The 17,095-nt window shown below is 67.2% G+C and carries 16 protein-coding genes; 8 read left to right on the forward strand and 8 right to left on the reverse strand.

Annotated elements, in window-relative coordinates:
- Positions 1-4 precede the first annotated feature (4 nt).
- From ACFWFP_RS17665 to ACFWFP_RS17685, 5 genes are all read right to left on the reverse strand, one after another.
- Positions 5-1,072: an alpha/beta hydrolase gene (locus tag ACFWFP_RS17665; RefSeq protein WP_379296255.1), complete on the reverse strand. Its 1,068-nt coding sequence runs from the start codon at positions 1,070-1,072 to the stop codon at positions 5-7.
- Positions 1,073-1,210: 138 nt separating this feature from the next.
- The gene (locus ACFWFP_RS17670; RefSeq protein ID WP_067454945.1) at positions 1,211-1,507 is read right to left on the reverse strand and encodes a hypothetical protein; all 297 of its coding nucleotides are present in this window, start codon (positions 1,505-1,507) and stop codon (positions 1,211-1,213) included.
- A 111-nt stretch (positions 1,508-1,618) separates the two neighbouring features.
- The gene (locus tag ACFWFP_RS17675) at positions 1,619-2,344 is read right to left on the reverse strand and encodes an amino acid ABC transporter ATP-binding protein (protein WP_379296259.1); all 726 of its coding nucleotides are present in this window, start codon (positions 2,342-2,344) and stop codon (positions 1,619-1,621) included.
- The gene (locus ACFWFP_RS17680; protein WP_379296261.1) at positions 2,341-4,122 is read right to left on the reverse strand and encodes an ABC transporter substrate-binding protein/permease; all 1,782 of its coding nucleotides are present in this window, start codon (positions 4,120-4,122) and stop codon (positions 2,341-2,343) included. The genes ACFWFP_RS17675 and ACFWFP_RS17680 overlap by 4 nt, the downstream gene beginning before the upstream one ends.
- 122 nt (positions 4,123-4,244) lie before the next feature.
- Positions 4,245-5,039 carry an LLM class F420-dependent oxidoreductase gene (locus ACFWFP_RS17685; protein ID WP_379296263.1) on the reverse strand — a complete coding sequence of 265 codons (795 nt, stop codon included), beginning with the start codon at positions 5,037-5,039 and terminating at the stop codon, positions 4,245-4,247.
- Positions 5,040-5,175: 136 nt separating this feature from the next.
- On the opposite strand from ACFWFP_RS17685, the gene ACFWFP_RS17690 reads away from it, so the two are divergent.
- Complete coding sequence (locus ACFWFP_RS17690) at positions 5,176-6,255, forward strand: ABC transporter ATP-binding protein (protein ID WP_379296265.1); 1,080 nt, start codon at positions 5,176-5,178, stop codon at positions 6,253-6,255.
- Between the two features lie 41 nt (positions 6,256-6,296).
- On the opposite strand, the gene ACFWFP_RS17695 is transcribed toward ACFWFP_RS17690, so the two are convergent.
- Positions 6,297-6,812: a winged helix-turn-helix transcriptional regulator gene (locus ACFWFP_RS17695; RefSeq protein ID WP_379296267.1), complete on the reverse strand. Its 516-nt coding sequence runs from the start codon at positions 6,810-6,812 to the stop codon at positions 6,297-6,299.
- A gap of 96 nt (positions 6,813-6,908) precedes the next feature.
- Between ACFWFP_RS17695 and ACFWFP_RS17700 the strand changes: the two genes are divergently transcribed.
- The 3 genes from ACFWFP_RS17700 (at position 6,909) to ACFWFP_RS17710 (ending at position 9,771) form a co-directional block, all read left to right on the forward strand.
- Entirely contained in the window at positions 6,909-8,078 is a 1,170-nt protein-coding gene (locus ACFWFP_RS17700; RefSeq protein ID WP_379296269.1) for a thiolase family protein, read from the forward strand.
- A gap of 85 nt (positions 8,079-8,163) precedes the next feature.
- A complete protein-coding gene (locus ACFWFP_RS17705; protein ID WP_379296271.1) occupies positions 8,164-8,802 on the forward strand; it encodes a Uma2 family endonuclease in 639 nt (212 codons plus the stop codon).
- Positions 8,803-8,805: 3 nt separating this feature from the next.
- Positions 8,806-9,771 carry an o-succinylbenzoate synthase gene (locus ACFWFP_RS17710; protein WP_379296273.1) on the forward strand — a complete coding sequence of 322 codons (966 nt, stop codon included), beginning with the start codon at positions 8,806-8,808 and terminating at the stop codon, positions 9,769-9,771.
- 8 nt (positions 9,772-9,779) lie between these two features.
- Here ACFWFP_RS17710 and ACFWFP_RS17715 read toward each other — a convergent pair whose 3' ends face one another.
- Complete coding sequence (locus ACFWFP_RS17715) at positions 9,780-10,307, reverse strand: TIGR04338 family metallohydrolase (protein ID WP_379296275.1); 528 nt, start codon at positions 10,305-10,307, stop codon at positions 9,780-9,782.
- Positions 10,308-10,376: 69 nt separating this feature from the next.
- Positions 10,377-11,177, reverse strand: coding sequence for a DUF2786 domain-containing protein (locus tag ACFWFP_RS17720; RefSeq protein ID WP_379296798.1), 801 nt, complete (start codon positions 11,175-11,177; stop codon positions 10,377-10,379).
- Positions 11,178-11,375: 198 nt separating this feature from the next.
- Here ACFWFP_RS17720 and ACFWFP_RS17725 point away from each other — a divergent pair, with 198 nt between their 5' ends.
- From ACFWFP_RS17725 to ACFWFP_RS17740, 4 genes are all read left to right on the forward strand, one after another.
- Positions 11,376-12,653 carry an ABC transporter substrate-binding protein gene (locus ACFWFP_RS17725; protein ID WP_378916099.1) on the forward strand — a complete coding sequence of 426 codons (1,278 nt, stop codon included), beginning with the start codon at positions 11,376-11,378 and terminating at the stop codon, positions 12,651-12,653.
- 45 nt (positions 12,654-12,698) lie between these two features.
- On the forward strand, positions 12,699-13,676 hold the full coding sequence (locus tag ACFWFP_RS17730) for a carbohydrate ABC transporter permease (RefSeq protein ID WP_379296277.1): 978 nt from the start codon (positions 12,699-12,701) through the stop codon (positions 13,674-13,676).
- Between the two features lie 77 nt (positions 13,677-13,753).
- Positions 13,754-14,575 carry a carbohydrate ABC transporter permease gene (locus tag ACFWFP_RS17735; RefSeq protein ID WP_379296800.1) on the forward strand — a complete coding sequence of 274 codons (822 nt, stop codon included), beginning with the start codon at positions 13,754-13,756 and terminating at the stop codon, positions 14,573-14,575.
- A gap of 98 nt (positions 14,576-14,673) precedes the next feature.
- Positions 14,674-16,998, forward strand: coding sequence for a transglycosylase domain-containing protein (locus ACFWFP_RS17740; RefSeq protein WP_379296279.1), 2,325 nt, complete (start codon positions 14,674-14,676; stop codon positions 16,996-16,998).
- Positions 16,999-17,095: the final 97 nt, after the last annotated feature.

Consider the following 17,095-nt stretch of genomic DNA (forward strand, 5'->3'; position numbering starts at 1 on the left):
ACGGCTATTCGGGCAGTCCCAAGCCCGCGGCCAGTACCGGCCACGACCGATAGAACGCATCACGCCAATAGCCCCAGGAGTGGGTACCGCTCGCCTGACGATCGAAGGTGGCGGGAATTCCCAACTCGTCCAGCCGGGACTCGAGGTTGCGGGTGCACCAGTTCACCGCGGCCTCGATGATCCCGCCGACGACGAGCTGGTTGGCCAGGCCGAACGGCGTCGGGTTCATCATGTACGGGTCGTCGATGCGGTCGTGCGGGCCCGGCAGGCCGGAGGCATCCGAGACGAACAACCTTGTGCCGCGCAGCTTCTCGGCATGGACGACCGGGTCGTTGGCCACCCAGGCCGGGTCGTCGTCGGCGCCGTACATATTGCCGACATCGCCCCCACCGTAGGTCTCCACGACCAGCTTGGTGAACTGCTTGCCGATCGGGTCCGAGATCTGCGCGCAGCCGCTGTAACCGGCGACGGACCGGTAGAAGCCCGGCTTGGCCTCCGCCAATTGCAGGACGGCCGTCGCGGTCATCGAGTTGGCGGCGATGGCGTTGACGCCGTTGGTGCCCAGTGCCGCGTCGACCAGGGGCGGGAGTTCGTCGAGGAGGAAGGTGCGCCATTTGTTGCGGCCGAGCGCGGGGTCGTCTTGCTGCCAGTCGGTGTAGTACGCCCAGGCGCCGCCGATCGGCATCACCACATTGACGTCCTTGGTGGCGAGGAAATCGCCGACGTCGGTGTTCTGCCACCAGGTGGCGCGGTCCTCGCCGCCCCCGGCGCCGTTGAGGAGGTAGAGCGCCGGGCGCGGTACCGAGGCGTCCGCGGGGCGCTGCACCTTCACGGTGATGCCCTTGTTCATTGCGGCGGAGAACACCAGCATGGTCAGATTTCGATCATCGATCCGGCTCGAGATGATGTTCGAACCGTTCGCGGTGGTCGGCGTCGCGAGGAGTTTCTTGGCTTCGATGATCGGATCGCGCCCGTCGGCCAGGCCGTTGCCCGCGCCGAAAGTGGCGACACACGCGGCCAGCACGCTGCCGACGACGCCGAAAGCCATTGTGCGCCTGATTGTTCTGCCCATCGACCGAGAATCCCCATCCGTGAATCGGCAGGCGTGACGCAGGCCGCAGGCACAGACAGTATCCGGGGAACCGATCGATCGTCGAGCCAGAGGTGATACGGGCAGCCGACCCCACCCGGGGCGGGGTCGGCCCGGTGGTCAATGATCGTCGTAATGGTCCGCGTGGGCGGCGTGGCGGTGGCCGTCGTGGATGTAGTCGACGTGGTCGCCGTGCGGGACGGCGACATGACCACAGCCGGGGCCGTGCTCGTGGGTGTGGGCGGTGTGCTCGACGTGTGCTGAGGTCTCGCACTCGTCGAAATGGCCGTCGTGTTCGCGGTGCAGGTGACCGTCGTGGACGTAGTCGACGTGGTCCTCGTGCGGGACGGCGACGTGGCCGCAGGTGGGCCCGTGGACATGGGTGTGCTGCGGGTGTTCGGCGTGCGTGGTGGTCATCGGCTCTCTCTTTCCGGTTTCCCGGAACGCGGTCCGGTACTGATCGAATGGAGCTGAAGCACTGTCGACATTAGCAGTTGCGCATGCGTTGCTGCGAGGCCCCTTACCTGGTCAGAGGACCTGATCGAGGAAGCGGCGCAGGCGCGGGGTCTGGGCGTCGTCGAACAGCGCGTCAGGGGTCCCGGTCTCCACGACGACGCCCTGATCCATGAACACGACGCTGTCGGAGACCTCGCGGGCGAACCCCATCTCATGGGTCACCACGATCATCGACATGCCGCCCGAGGCCAGGTCGGCCATCAGCGCCAGCACGCCCTTCACCAGCTCGGGGTCCAGCGCCGAAGTGGCCTCGTCGAAGAACATCAGCTCCGGTTTCATGGCCAGCGCGCGGGCGATGGCGACGCGCTGCTGCTGGCCGCCCGACAGCGACGCCGGCCTGGCGTCGGCCTTGTCGGCCAGTCCCACGATCTCGAGCTGTTCGATCGCCAGCGCACGGGCCTCGTCGGCGGACAGGCCGCGCAGTTTGCGCGGGCCGAGCACGATGTTGTCGGCGACGGTTTTGTGCGGGAACAGGTTGAACTGCTGGAAGACCATGCCGATGCGCTGGCGCAGCTTGTCGGGGTTGTCCTTCAGCACCGACTTGCCGTCGAGGAGCACATCGCCGGAATCGGGTTCGTGCAGGCGGTTGAGCACACGCAACAGCGTCGATTTCCCCGAGCCGGACGGGCCGATGACGGTGGTGGCGTGGCCTGCCTCGACGTGGATGTCGACACCGCGCAGGATGTGGTTGTTGCCGAGCGTCAGCTCGAGCCCGGTGCCGGTCAACGATGCGCTCATGCGCCTCGCCCTTCTGTGATGACTGCCTGCTCGATCGGGTCGGCGGGAGTGGGTTTGCCGGTACGCATGCGCTGGTCGATGTAGTTGACCAGGTGGGTGAGCGGGATGGTGAGCACCAGATACATCAGGCCCGCCGCCACCAGCGGAGACAGATTGCCGGTCTGGGCGTTGAGGTCGCGGCCGACGGCGAACAGTTCGCGCTGGGAGGCGAGCAGGCCGAGGAAATAGATCAGCGACGAATCCTTGATCAACGCGATGAACTGGTTCATCAGCGCGGGCAGCACCCGGCGCACGCCCTGCGGGATCACCACCAGCGTCATCGACTGGCGGTACCCGAAGCCGATGGCCCGCGCGGCTTCGAGCTGACCGGGCTCCACCGACTGGATGCCGGAGCGGAAGATCTCGCCGATATAGGCCGAGGAGAGCAGCGCCAGCGCCACCGCGCCGAGCCAGTACGGGTTGCCGCCGGTGATATTGCGGACCACCGGGCCGATGCCGAGGCCGATGAGCAGGATGATCACCACGGCGGGCAGACCACGGAAGATATCGGTGTAGACGCGGGCGGGCCAGCGCAACCAGCGGGTGCGGGAAATTCCCATCACCGCGAGCAACATACCGATCACGGTGCCGAGGACACCCGAAACCAGCGCCAGGATCAGGGTATTCGGCAGGCCGGTCTTGATCAGATCGGGAAAGGCCTTGCGGTACAACGACCAGTCGAAGAAGGTGTCCTTCAACTGTTGCAGCGTCGACTTCTGCGCGACCTGTTCGGTCTCCCCCGACTGATTCTCGGCCGCCAGCGCCTTGAAGTCCGGGAGCTGGGGTGTGGGGGCCGCTTTGGAGCCCGGCTTCCAGCCCGGCGGGAGTTCACGTGGCACCCAGTCGGCATACAGGCGGGCATAGGTGCCGTCGGCGATCACCGCGTCCAGGCCGGAGTTGAGCGCGTCGATCAGCGGCTGATTGTTCTTGGCCACCGCGTAGCCGACGAAATTGTCGAGGCTGAAGGTGTTCTGCGAGACCACGATTCCGTCGCCCGGTTTGATCGCGCCCTCGGCCTGCGCCGACGGTGCGACCCAGGCGTCGACCTGGCCGGACTTCAGGTTCGCGTAGGCGGTGTTGTAGTCGGGGAACTTCACCGGATCCAGCTTCAGCTGGTTCACCACGAATTCGTCCTGCACGGTGCCCTGCACGACCGCGATGCGCGAGCTCGAGTTCAGATCACCGAAGCCCTGCACCGCGCTGCCCTGCGGAACGACCAGGGAGAAGTAGCCGAAGTCGTAGCCGTTGGTGAAGCCGACGAGTTCGCGGCGGGCATCGGTGGTGGTGATGTTGGACGAGCCGACATCGAAGCGCTTGCCCGACACCTGGGCGAGCAGGCCGGCGAACTCGGTGCCGGAGAACTCCACGCGCAAGCCGAGTTTCGCGCCGATCGCGGTGAGGAGTTCGTTGTCGAATCCGGTGAAAGCGCCTTCGCTGTTCACGCAGATGCTGGGCGGTGCGTCGGACAGGGTGCCGACGCTCAGGGTGCCCGGATTGAGCAGACCGAGTTTCGTGGTGTCGATCGAGTCGACCGGCGCCGTTGTCGCGGTGGTGTAGCGATCGGCGCCAGCGGTCTCGCCCGCGGCCAGATTGGTCGGTGCGGCCGCGGCGGCGCTCGGTCCCGGTGGCGAACAGAGGTCGCGCGCGGAGCTGCTTTCGGAGCCGCCGCACCCGGTCGCCGCGACGCCGACGAGGAGCAAGAGGGCAGCGATCCGTGCCCGAGTTCGTACACCTGCCATGCCGATAGACCCTAGCCGCAACCTTGCACAGCGAAGGTTACGCAGGGCTGCGGCTCACGGTGTCGATCCGCGGCGACGGCCGGTCGGGGCCCGGAAGCGGGTTCGCCGCAGCGTGATCGAAATTACGCGAGACCCTCGAGGACGGCCGGGTTCGTCTCGTCACGCCATTCGATGGCGCGCCGGACTTCGGTGAGGTCGTAGCCGGGGCCGGAAACACCCACGGTGAACAGGGTGACGCCCGCATCGTGCAGCGCCTTCGCCTCGTCGCGGCCCTGCCACTGCACCGAACGCTCGATCCGCGACTCGTCGGTGCCCGCGACGGCCGCGTGCTCGGCCAGCACCTTGTTCTTGTGGCCGAGAGTCGCCACATCGGCGAAGGAGTGCCAGATGTCGGCGTACTCGGCGACCAGGCGCAGCGTCTTGCGCTCACCACCGCCGCCGATCAGGATCGGGATGTCGCGGACCGGCGGCGGGTTCAGCTTCCCGAGCCTGGCGGTGATGCGCGCCATGCTCTCCTTCAACAAGTTCAGCCTGGTGCCCGGCGTACCGAACTCGTAGCCGTACTCGGCGTAGTCACGCTCGAACCAGCCCGCGCCGATGCCGAGAATCAGTCGGCCGCCGCTGATGTTGTCCACCGTGCGCGCCATATCCGCGAGCAGGTCGGGATTGCGGTAGCCACCGCCGGTGACCAGCGCGCCCAACTCGACCCGCTCGGTCTGCTCCGCCCACGCGCCGAGCATCGTCCAGCATTCGAAATGCGCGCCTGCCGGGTCGCCGGTGAGCGGAAAGAAGTGATCCCAGTTGAAAACGATGTCGACCCCAGCGTCCTCGGCCCGCAACACCGCGTCGCGGATGAGGCCGTAATCCGGCGCGTGCTGCGGTTGAAGCTGGACTCCGATACGGACCGGACGACTCATCTCGCTGGCTCCTCGATAGCTCGGGTTGGCTCCGCGACCGAGGCTACCCGGCGCCGTTGTGGGCCGCTACGATCCCAGCGACCCACTACTCGGATCGTCCGGCACGTTCCTGCCGGGATGGGATGTTGATCTACGCATGGCTACCGTGACTTTCGACCGCGCTACCCGGCTCTACGCCGGTGCCACCAAACCCGCGGTCGACGCACTCGACCTGGAGATCGCCGACGGCGAATTCCTGGTACTCGTCGGCCCCTCCGGGTGTGGCAAATCGACCTCGCTGCGCATGCTGGCCGGCCTCGAAGAGGTCAACGGCGGATGCATCCGGATCGGCGACAAGGACGTGACCAACGCCGAACCCAAGGATCGCGACATCGCGATGGTGTTCCAGAACTACGCGCTCTACCCGCACATGTCGGTCGCGGAGAACATGGGTTTCGCGCTGAAGCTGGCCAAGGTGTCCAAGGCCGAGCGCGACGAGCGGGTGCTGGAGGCAGCCAAACTCCTCGACCTCGAGCAGTACCTGGACCGCAAGCCGAAGGCGCTGTCGGGCGGGCAGCGGCAGCGCGTGGCGATGGGGCGCGCGATCGTGCGGCAGCCACGGGTGTTCCTGATGGACGAGCCGCTGTCGAACCTCGACGCGAAGCTGCGCGTGCAGACCCGCACCCAGATCGCCCAGTTGCAGCGGCGGCTCGGCACCACCACGGTCTACGTCACCCACGACCAGGTCGAGGCGATGACGATGGGCGACCGTGTCGCGGTCCTCAAGGACGGCCTGCTCCAGCAGTGCGCCTCGCCGCGCGACCTCTACCGCGACCCGGCGAACATGTTCGTCGCCGGGTTCATGGGTTCGCCCGCGATGAACCTGTTCACCCTGCCCGTCGACGACGGAGCCGTCACCATCGGTGGCTACCCGGTGCGCGTGCCGCGCGCGGTGGCCGACGCGGGTGCGGGCTCGGTGGTCCTCGGCATCCGCCCCGAACATCTCGAGGTCGGCGACGGCGGCCTCGAACTGGAAGTCGACGTCGTGGAGGAGCTGGGCTCCGACGCCTACGTCTACGGTCGCGCCCTCTCGGCGGGCACCGGCGGCCAGACCGGGGAAACGATTGTGGCGCGGGTGGATTGGCGCAACCCGCCACGCAAGGGCGATCGCCTCTGCCTGACCGTAGACCCCGAACACGTGTACTTCTTCAGCGTCGACGGCCAGCGCCTGCGCTGAGTTGACGTACTGAGCAGCTGATCACCAGGCGAGCCCGGTGATCAGCTGTTCTTGTTCTTTCGGCGCTCGGCGCGGTCGCGGAGGTAATCCTCGTTCACTCGGACAGCCATGCGTTCGAGGGGGATCTCGGTGCCATCGGAGGTTCGGAGGTCGACGCGGACCGGTTCGCCGGTTTCGGTGTCCACCCGCAGGAGCGGCGCGGGGCCGGGCTGGAGGTAGGTGTCGCCCCATTGCCAGAGGGCGACTACGGCGGGGAGTAGGTCTCGGCCCATCTGGGTGAGGGCGTATTCGTGCCGGGTGCGTTTGCCTTCTTCCTGGTAGGGGCGTTTTTCCAGGAGGCCGGCGGCGGTGAGTTTGCGGAGCTGCGCCGCGGCGGCGGCGTCGGTGATACCGACGCGGCGGGCGAAGCCGTCGAAGCGGCGGGTGCCGTAGTAGGCCTCGCGCAGGATGAGCATCGCCGAGCGGGTGCCGATGAGGTCCATGGCTCTGGCGATGGAACAGCCCGCCGTGTCCCATTTGCTGAGATCGGCCAGGGGTCCTTCCATCACGGCTGCCATGAGACACATCATAGCCAATCTGACTTGAGTCGATGATAGTTAGGATCTAGGCTGGCTATTGTCAGATAGAGCCAGCGTTGGCGAAAGAGGACTTCCATGCGAGACGCGGTCATCGTCGAAGCGGTACGCACCCCGATCGGGCGGGGCAAGCCGAACGGCGCACTTCACGACGTTCATCCTGTTGATCTCCTGGCGCACAGCCTGCGGGCGGTCGTCGAGCGCAGCGGGATCGATCCGGCACTGATCGACGATGTGATCGGCGGCATCGTCACCCAGGCCGGGGAGCAAGGGGCGAATATGACCCGGCGGGCCGCGCTGGCCGCCGGATATCCGGAATCCGTGCCCGCCACCACGGTGGATCGGCAGTGCGGCAGCAGTCAGCAGGCGATTCACTTCGCCGCACAGGGAGTTATCGCGGGGGCCTACGACATCGTGGTCGCCGCGGGCGTGGAATCGATGGGGCGAATTCCCATGGGCGCCAACCTGGTCGGCACCACCGACCTGTCGGGCGTCGCCTTCTCGCAGCGCTATCCCGAGGACCTCGTCCCACAGGGAATCAGCGCTGAACTCATCGCCGCGAAGTGGGGGCTGACGCGGACCCAGCTCGACGAATTCGCATTGAGCAGTCATGAAAAGGCCGCTCGGGCAACCAAAGACGGACTCTTCGCCGAGGAACTCGCACCGATCAACGGACTGAACACGGATGAGGGAATCCGGGTCGGCAGCACCATCGAGACCCTCGCGACACTGAAGCCCGCCTACTACGACCCCGCGATGGCGGCGCGGTTCCCGCAGATCGGGTGGGAGATCACCGCCGCCTCCGCCAGCCAGGTCAGCGACGGGAGTTCCGCGGTACTGATCATGTCCGGCGAACGCGCCGAACAGCTCGGCCTGCGGCCGCTGGCCCGCCTGCACAGCTTCTCGGTCGCGGGCGACGACCCGTTGCTGATGCTCACCGCGGTCATTCCGGCCACCGAGAAGGTGCTGCGACGAGCTGGTCTGGACATCGGCGACATCGACCTGTTCGAGATCAACGAGGCGTTCTCGCCGGTCGTACTGGCGTGGGCGAAGGAAACCGGCGTGGACATGAGCCGCGTCAACGTCAACGGCGGGGCGATCGCGCTCGGGCATCCGCTCGGCGCTTCCGGGGCGCGGTTGATGACCACGCTGGTCCACGCGATGCGGCAGCGTGGGGCGCGCTACGGGCTGCAGACCATGTGCGAAGCGGGCGGCCTGGCCAACGCCACCATCATCGAACGCCTGTGACTCCACCGGCGGCGCTCTCCTCGAGCGCCGCCGCGGATCACCGCGCGAAGTAAGATGACGGTGCCTCCGAGCCGAAGGGTCGCCCGTGTCCGAAGCGTTCGACTGGTCTGTTCCGAAGACCTACAGCCAGCCCGTCGACATGGACAATTACCTGACCATGCCGGAGGACGTCGCGCGTTCGGTCGAGATCAAAGACGGCATGATCGTCTTCTGCGAATCACCCTCGCCCAACCACAATGCGATATCGCGCGCCATCGAGCGGGCGCTCGCCGACGGCGAGGCGAAGCGGGCGAACCGTGACCCGTGTCTTCGCGTCAATCGCGATATCGACATGCTGGTATCGGAAGTCCCGTTCCATTACAAGCGGCCCGACGGCATCGTCTATCGATGCATTCGGACTCCGCGCCGCCGCTGGAAGACCAAGCCGACTGTCGGTGACACGCTCCTGGTCGTCGAGGTGGTGTCGCCGACAACGGTCACCGCCGACACGATCGACAAGTGCTCCGAGTACGCGCGATACGGAATTCAAGACTATTGGATCGTCCGCATGGCCAACGGCGACGGGCCCGCGGTGTCGATCGAAATGCTCACCCTCAATTCCGAAGGTCGCTACGTATCCAACGGATTCCGCAATCGGACCGACGATTACGCAGCCGCGATCGACACATTGGCGCCGTTCCCGGTCCTTCTCACCTGGCAGCAGCTGGACGAAGGGATCGACTGAGCGGTGGGCGCTGAGGTTTTCGTTTACGCGATTCCGTTGCGGACGCGGTTTCGGGGGATCACTGTGCGCGAGGGGATGTTGATCCGGGGGGAGTTGGGGTGGGGTGAGTTCTGTGCTTTTCCCGAATACGACGATCGGGAAGCGGCCGGGTGGCTGGCTACCGCTGTCGAACAGGTGACAGTGGGCTGGCCTGCGCCGGTGCGTGATCGGATTCCGGTGAATTGCACTGTGCCCGCGGTGGATGCCGCGCGCGCGGGCCGGATCGTTCGGGAATCCGGTTGTGCGACCGCGAAAGTGAAGGTGGCCGATCACCCGGACTCGCTGGTCGAGGATCTGGCGCGGGTGGCGGCGGTGCGCGCGGCGATCGGGGAATCGGGGGCGGTTCGGGTGGACGCGAACGCGGTGTGGGACGTGGAGACCGCCGTCCGGCAGATCGGGAAGATCGACAAGGCCGCTGGAGGGTTGGAATACGTGGAACAGCCGTGCCGGACCGTGGCGGAACTGGCCGAGGTGCGCCGGCGGGTGTCGGTGCCGATCGCGGCGGACGAGTCGATTCGCCGGGCCGAGGACCCGATGCGGGTGGCGGTGGCCGGTGCCGCCGACGTGGCGGTCCTCAAGTGCACGCCGCTGGGTGGGGTACGGCGGGCGCTGGCGGTCGCCGGGGCGGCCGGGCTGCCGACCGTCGTCTCGTCGGCGCTCGAGACCAGCGTCGGCTTGGCGGCGCAGCTGGCGTTGGCGGGCGCGCTGCCCGATCTCGAATTCGCCTGTGGGTTGGGCACTCTCGCACTGTTCGAAGGTGACCTGGTCGCACAGTCTCTGCTGCCGGTCGACGGATGGTTACCGGTCCCGGCGTCGCCGCCGGAGCCCGACCCCGCATTGCTGGACAAATACCGGCACCCCGACCCCGACCGTGTCGACTGGTGGTTGCGACGCTACGAGCGGGTCAGCGCACTGCTCGAGGAACGCTGAGCGACGAACTAACCGAACCGAACTCCGCACCCGGCGAAGGTGGTCCGGATCAGCAAAGCGGCCTCCGGACCGATCACCCCGTCGGCCAATTCGACGTAGCGGGTACAGAATTCGGGGCCATGGGGGGCGTGTTCCGGTTCGGGCGCCAGGTGGTGGGCGATTTCATGCAGGACCACCAGTTCGCGCAGGGCCCAAGCGGTGGAGCCGGTGTGTAGCGGAACGGCCAGCACAGCGGTCGTGGGCTCGTAGTGGGCTGCCGCGGCGCCACCACGGGCGCGGACACGGATCGATACAGCGGCCCGTTCCCATTGCGCACGAACCCAATTCAGCGCGAGCACCTTGTCCACATAGGTCTGCACCGATTCGACGGAGGCGAAGCGACGCTCCACCGGCAGGGTCAGCTGGGAACCGTAGACCTCCACCGTTCGATGCCCGAACTCGTCGGCACGATCGAATGCCCGGCGCACCAGCTGCTCACCGTCATAGACCTTGGCGCGCTGATTGTCGCGCCGCCGGCCCGACTCAGACTCGGACACGAACTGTTCCGGCCCGGCCGACCGCTGCGCGCGACCGCGTGATCGCTGTCCGGTGACACCGCGCGGTCATCATCCGCCGGTGAGCTTTCCGCGAGCGGCGGGAAGCTCGGGCGAGGTACCCAAGCGGGCGGTGCGGCCCGCGCGGTCGCCCGCGCGACGGGCGGCGGCGGAATGACCCGTGGAGGTTTGGGGGCCTCGCCAGGTGCCGCGCGCCTCGGAGGTGGCGGTATAGAAGTCGGTGAGCGCGACCTCCTTGTCGCGGAGAGCCAGGGCGGTGCCGGTCGATTCTGCGACGGATTCCTCGGCGACGACTTCGGCTTTCACCTCGGCAAGGCGGGCGCCGATTCGGGCGGCGAAGGCCATCTGGAAGTTCAGCCGCGCGGTCACCCCCGCCACCGGCACCTCGACGCGACGGCGAACGGTGCGGCCGAGCCGCTTCTCGGCGACGACTTTGACGACCGTGGCCTCGCGGTAGGCGCCGGATTTGATGTAGTGATCGGAGGCTCGAACCATTTGAATGAGCAGGCTCGCATAGAGCGCTTCGCAGGTGTCGATGTCGGCGGCGAAGCCGTAGGCATAGACCTGGGCGGAGGTACGGGCGACATCGCAGCGAACATCGTTGGCGCCCGCGATCGCGACGAACAGCTGAACGTAGGTGCGCAGGCCCTTTCGACCCGGTTCGCCGATCGGGATGATCCGTTGCACCGGCGCCGACCTGCGCTCGCGCGATGCCACATGCGACCGCGCCACTGCGAGATCGATCGAGGATTTCGTCGCCAGCCGTTGCGCCGCGGCGAGGAAGGCTTCGGCCTCGTGCGCATTGTCGGTGGACTCGGCTTTGCGCAGCAAACCACCGATGCGGGTGAGCATCCGATCGGGTGCTGACGGCGGTGGACTGGTCACGCACTCGAGGGTAGGGCACGGCGCCGACAGGAAACCGTAGTGGAACTGACCGGAAAGTAAGCCGATGATCAGGACGATCGGACGGGAAGACCGCGCACCATGTATGTTGCCTTGTGCACCGCACGGGTGTGCTGCTGCTCACGTCTTGACCCTGGAGTGTCTGCGATGGCTTTGAAGTTTGTCCCCAGAGCGACGATGGCTGCCGCCTCGATCGCGTTGCTCACCGCAACGTTCGCCAGCGGTTGCTCCAGTGACGACGGGGGCAACGCGCTCGACCAGAACCTGACGGGCCGCGGCCCGATCACCTACGTCGAAGGCAAGGACACCACCGAAACCGGTGTGGTCAAGCAGCTCATCGACCGCTGGAACGCCGCGCACCCGAACGAGCAGGTGACGTTCAAGGAGCAGTCGGCCGACGGCACCCAGCAGCACGACGACCTCGCCGAGCACTTCCGCGCCAAGCAGGACGGCTACGACGTCGTCGCCCTCGACGTGAAGGACACCGCCGAGTTCGCCGCGAAGGGCTGGGTCCAGCCGCTCGAGGGCAATTTCGCGATCGACACCGCGCCGCTGCTCGCGCCGACCGTGGCCAGCGCCACCTACAACGGCAAGCTGTACGCGGCCCCGAAGAACACCAACGGCGGCCTGCTGTACTACCGCAAGGACCTGGTCCCCAACCCGCCGAAGACCTGGACCGAGATGCTCGGTCAGTGCCAGGTGGCCCGGGACAACAACATCGGTTGCTACGCCGGTCAGCTCGCGCCCTACGAGGGCCTGACCGTGAACACCTCCGAGGTCATCAACGCCTTCGGCGGCAGCTTCGTCGGCGCCGACGGCAAGACCCCCACCGTGAACAGCCCGGAGTCGAAGGCGGGCCTGAAGGTCCTCGTCGACGCCTACAAGAACGGCGACATCCCCAAGGAAGCCATCACCTTCAAGGAAGGCGAGAGCGCCAGCGCGTTCGAGTCGGGCAAGCTGCTGTTCCTGCGCAACTGGCCCTACCTCTACGCCCAGGCCTCCGCCGACGGCTCCGCGGTGAAGGACAAGTTCGGCGTCGCCCCCCTGCCGGGCAACACCGGCGTCGGCGCCTCCACCCTCGGCGGCTACAACGCCGCGATCAGCGCGTTCTCCAAGAACAAGGCCACCGCCGCCGACTTCGTTCGGTACCTGATCAGCGAAGAAGCGCAGCAGATCATCGCCTCGGGCTCGCTGCCCTCGGTGCGCTCCTCGCTCTACGACGACCCGGCCCTGATCGCGAAGATGCCGTACCTGCCCACGCTGAAGGAATCCATCGCCAGCGCGGTGCCGCGTCCGGTGACCCCGTTCTATCCCGCGGTGTCGAAGGCCATCCAGGACAACGCCTATGCTGCCCTCAACGGCACGAAGTCCGTCGACGACGCGGTCGCCGGCATGCAAAAGGGCATCGAGACCGCCGGTTCGTAGCGGTACGCGCAGCGGACCCGACCAGACCGTAGGAGAGTAGTAACGGTGTCGGATCCTTCGGGAGCCAAGCAGCGCGGGCTAGCGCTGGAACTGCGACAATCCGGCAAGGCGTGGCTGTTCGTCGCGCCCGTGCTCGTCGCGCTGGCCGTGGTCATCGGATATCCGGTGGTCGAGGCGGTGTGGATGTCCTTCTCGAAGGACTCCGGCATCGACCCGGCCACCGGGATGTTCGTCGAGGGCGGCAGCGCCGGATTCAGCAACTACACGCACTGGCTGCTGCAGCAGTGCGGGTCGTTGATGGGTACGGTGTCCTGCCCCACCGGCACGCTCGGCTCGCAGTTCTGGTCGGCCGTCGGGATCACCCTGTTCTTCACCGTGATCACGGTGTCGCTGGAGGCCCTGCTCGGGCTCGGCATGGCCATGGTGATGGGCAAGACCTTCCGCGGCCGGGCCATGCTGCGCGCCGCCGTGCTGATCCCGTGGGCGATCCCCACCGCCGTCACCGCGCGGTTGTGGGAGTTCATGTTCCAGTACGACGGTGTCGTGAACCGGGTGCTCGGCACGCACATCCTGTGGACCTCCGACATGTGGGCGTCGCGGTTCGCGGTGATCGCGGCCGACGTGTGGAAGACCACGCCGTTCATGGCGCTGCTGATTCTGGCTGGGCTGCAAGTGATTCCGGCCGATGTGTACGAGGCCGCCAAGGTCGACGGCGCGTCGGCCTGGCAGCGGTTCCTGCACATCACCCTGCCGCTGCTCAAGCCCGCACTGCTGGTGGCGGTGCTGTTCCGCACCATGGACGCGCTGCGCATGTACGACCTGCCCGCGATCATGACGCTGGGCAACCCGTCGACCAACACGCTGTCGATCCTGGTGGTCGAGCAGGTGCGCCAAGGTCCCAACAGCGCCGCGGCACTGTCGGTGATCACCTTCCTGCTCGTCTTCGCGATCGCGTTCGTCCTGGTGAAGGTGCTGGGCGCCAACGCTGTTCGCACGCAGGAAGACCAGCGGAAGGCGAACTGATGAGCATGTCGATCACGAAAGAACCTGTCGCGGAGTCGAAGACGCTGCCGGTGCAGCCGGTGTCGTGGCGCAAGCGGATGGGGACGGCGCGGCTCTACCTCGGCGTCGCCATCGTGCTGGTGTGGGGCCTCGGCCCGTTCTACTGGATGGCCGTGGTGGCGTTCCGCGACCCGGCCCACACCTTCGACAGCACCCCGTGGCCCACCCACGTGACGCTGGAGAACTTCCGCAACGCCTTCGACACCAGCCGCGGCAACGACTTCGGCAAGGCGCTGCTCAACAGTGTGATCATCGGATCGGCGACCACCGCGGTCGCGCTGATCCTCGGCGTGCTCGCGGCCTACGCGCTGGCCCGGATGACCTTCGCGGGCAAGTACCTGATCTCGGGGCTGATCCTGTCGGCGTCGATGTTCCCGGCCGTGGTGCTGGTGACGCCGCTGTTCCAGCTGTTCACCGATATCGGCTGGATCGGCCAGTACCAGGCGATGATCATCCCGAACATCTCGTTCGTGCTGCCGATGACGGTCTACATCCTGGCCTCGTTCTTCGCCGAACTGCCGTGGGAGCTCGAAGAGGCCGCGCGCATCGACGGCGCGAGCAAGTTCCAGGCCTTCCGGTTGATCATGCTGCCGCTGGCCGCGCCCGCGGTGTTCACCACCGCGATCCTGGCGTTCATCGCCTCGATCAACGAGTACCTGCTGGCCCGGTTGCTCTCGGGCGACGACACCAAGCCGGTGACGGTCGCCATCGCGAGCTTCTCGGGCAACGACCCGCTGGTGCAGCCGTACGCGGCCATCATGGCAGCGGGCGTGATCGTCACCGTGCCGCTGGTGATCATGGTGCTGATTTTCCAGCGTCGCATCATCTCCGGCCTCACCGCGGGCGGCGTCAAGAGCTGACCTGCCGGGTTCTGCCGCCACCGCCGGGTAGAGTCACCTGCACCGATATCGACGTCGGTGCAGGTGAGTTCTTCTCACTCGCTCCGAAAGGAGATGGTGTGGCCTCCCAGCGCGGGCGCGGGCGTTCCGATGGGGACGTTCCGTATACCTCGATTGCCGGGTTCCGGGATCCGCTGGCGAAAGAGCAGAAGCCGGCCAAGGGCGCGGCACGACGGGCACAGGCCGCACGACTGGCCGCCACCGACGAGCCCGGCGACACCAAGGGATCCGCGCGCCGCGAACAGGCCGCCCGCCTCGGCACCGACGACCCGCCCTCGCAACGCAAGCCACGCACCAGGGGGCAGCGCATCCGGCGGTTGCTGCTCGCGCTCTTCGTGATCTTCGTGTGTGTGCCCGCGCTGCTGTTCGTCGCGGTGTACTGGAGTTCGGAGATTCCCGAACCGGCCGAGGTCGCGGTCGAACAGCCCGCGACGGTCCTCGCCGCCGACGGCACCACCGTGCTGACCAAATTCATTCCGCCACAGGGCAATCGGATTCCCATTCCGCTCACGGATGTGCCGTATCCGGTCCGCGACGCCGTGCTGGCGGCCGAAGACCGCACCTTCTATACGAACGCCGGCTATTCCACCAGCGGCTTCCTGCGTGCCGCTCGCGACAATGTGACGGGCCAGAACAACGCGGGCGGCGGCTCGACGATCACCCAGCAGTACGTGAAGAATGCCTTCCTCAGCTCCGAGCGCACCGTCACCCGCAAGATGCGGGAGCTGATCATCGCGGCCAAGATGGCGCGGCAGTGGAGCAAGGACGAGATCCTGTCCGCCTACCTCAACACCATCTACTTCGGGCGCGGGGCATACGGGATCGCGTCCGCGGCGAAGGCATATTTCGACAAGCCGGTGCCGGAGCTGACTCTCGCGGAGGGAGCCGTGCTGGCGGCGGTGATCCGCTCGCCTTCGGTGCTCGATCCGGAGAACCATTTCGATCAGTTGCGGGCGCGCTGGCAGTACGTGCTCGACGGGATGGTCGAGATGAACGTGCTCGCGCCGGGCGACCGGGACGCGACGGTGTTCCCGCCGATCATCCCGCTCGACGACATGCCCGCGGAGTCGGTCGCGCTCGGACCGGAAGGGCATATCCGCACCCAGGTGCTGCGCGAACTGCGGGCCGCGGGCCTCGACGACGCCGACATCAACACGGGCGCACTGCAGATCACCACCACTATCGACGCCGCGGCGCAGGCAGGCGCGGTCGATGCGGTGCGTGAGCGATTGTCGTGGCAGCCATCGGAGCTGCGCTCGGCGGTGGTGTCGATCGATCCGCGCAGCGGGGCCGTGCGGGCCTATTACGGCGGCGAGGACGGGACGGGGTTCGACTTCGCGCAGGCGCCGCTGCAAACCGGTTCCGCGTTCAAGGTTTTCGCGCTCGTCGCGGCGCTTCGGCAAGGCATTCCGGTGACGCGGGCGATGGACAGCTCGCCCATCACCGACCGCGGCACCGAGATCACCAACGTGGAGGGTGACTCGTGCGGACGCTGTTCGCTCGCCGAGGCGCTCAAACGCTCACTGAACACCAGCTTCTACCGGCTCACCATGACGATGGCCGACGGCCCGCGCTCGATCGCCGAGGCCGCGCACCTGGCCGGCATCCCCGAGTACATTCCCGGCGTCGAGGGCACGAGCCTGTCGGAGCCGGACGGTTACCCGCTCAACGGGATCGTGCTCGGGCAGTATCTGGTGCGCCCCCTCGACATGGCGTCGGCGTACGCGACGCTGGCCGCGTCTGGGGTCTATCACCAGCCGTACTTCGTGCAGAAGGTGAGCACCGGGGACGGGCGGGTGTTGCTCGACCGCAGCTGGGAAACCGCGACGGGTAAGCGACATTCAGAGCCGGAGCAGCGGTTCTCCGCCGAGATCGCCGACACGACCACGTCGGCGATGCTGCCGATCGCCAACTACTCCAACGGCCACGGCCTCGCCGACGGCAGGCAGTCGGCGAGCAAGACGGGAACCACCCAGCTCGGCGAGACCAAGGACAACAAGGACGCGTGGATGGTGGGGTACACGCCCTCCCTGTCCACCGCGGTGTGGGTGGGCACCGAGCAACCGCAGCCGCTGCGCAACGGTCGCGGTGGGGCGATCTGGGGTTCGGGGCTGCCCGCCGACATCTGGAAGCAGTCGATGGACGCCGCGCTGGCGGGAACGCCGGTCGAACAGTTCGACGTGCAGCCGGTACCGAACCCGCCGCTGGTGCCCTCGCCGGGCACCGGCACCGCCCCGACGCCGGGGGGCGGCTTCGACATCTTCGGTCCGCCGGCGAACTCACCGCGGCCCGCGCCGCCGCCGCTGATCATCATTCCGCCCGCACCGACGCCCGCCGTTCCCGGTGAGCTGTTCCCCGGGCTCGGCGGTGAAGGGCCGCGATAGATCACGAGTTGGCGCAGCCGGACCCGGCTACCGTGGGGACATGGCAACATCGTTGCCCAGAGCGCGAACCGCCCGACCAGGGGTCGAATGATCCCGG

The organism is Nocardia sp. NPDC060249 (assembly GCF_042728755.1).
GTDB lineage: Bacteria > Actinomycetota > Actinomycetes > Mycobacteriales > Mycobacteriaceae > Nocardia.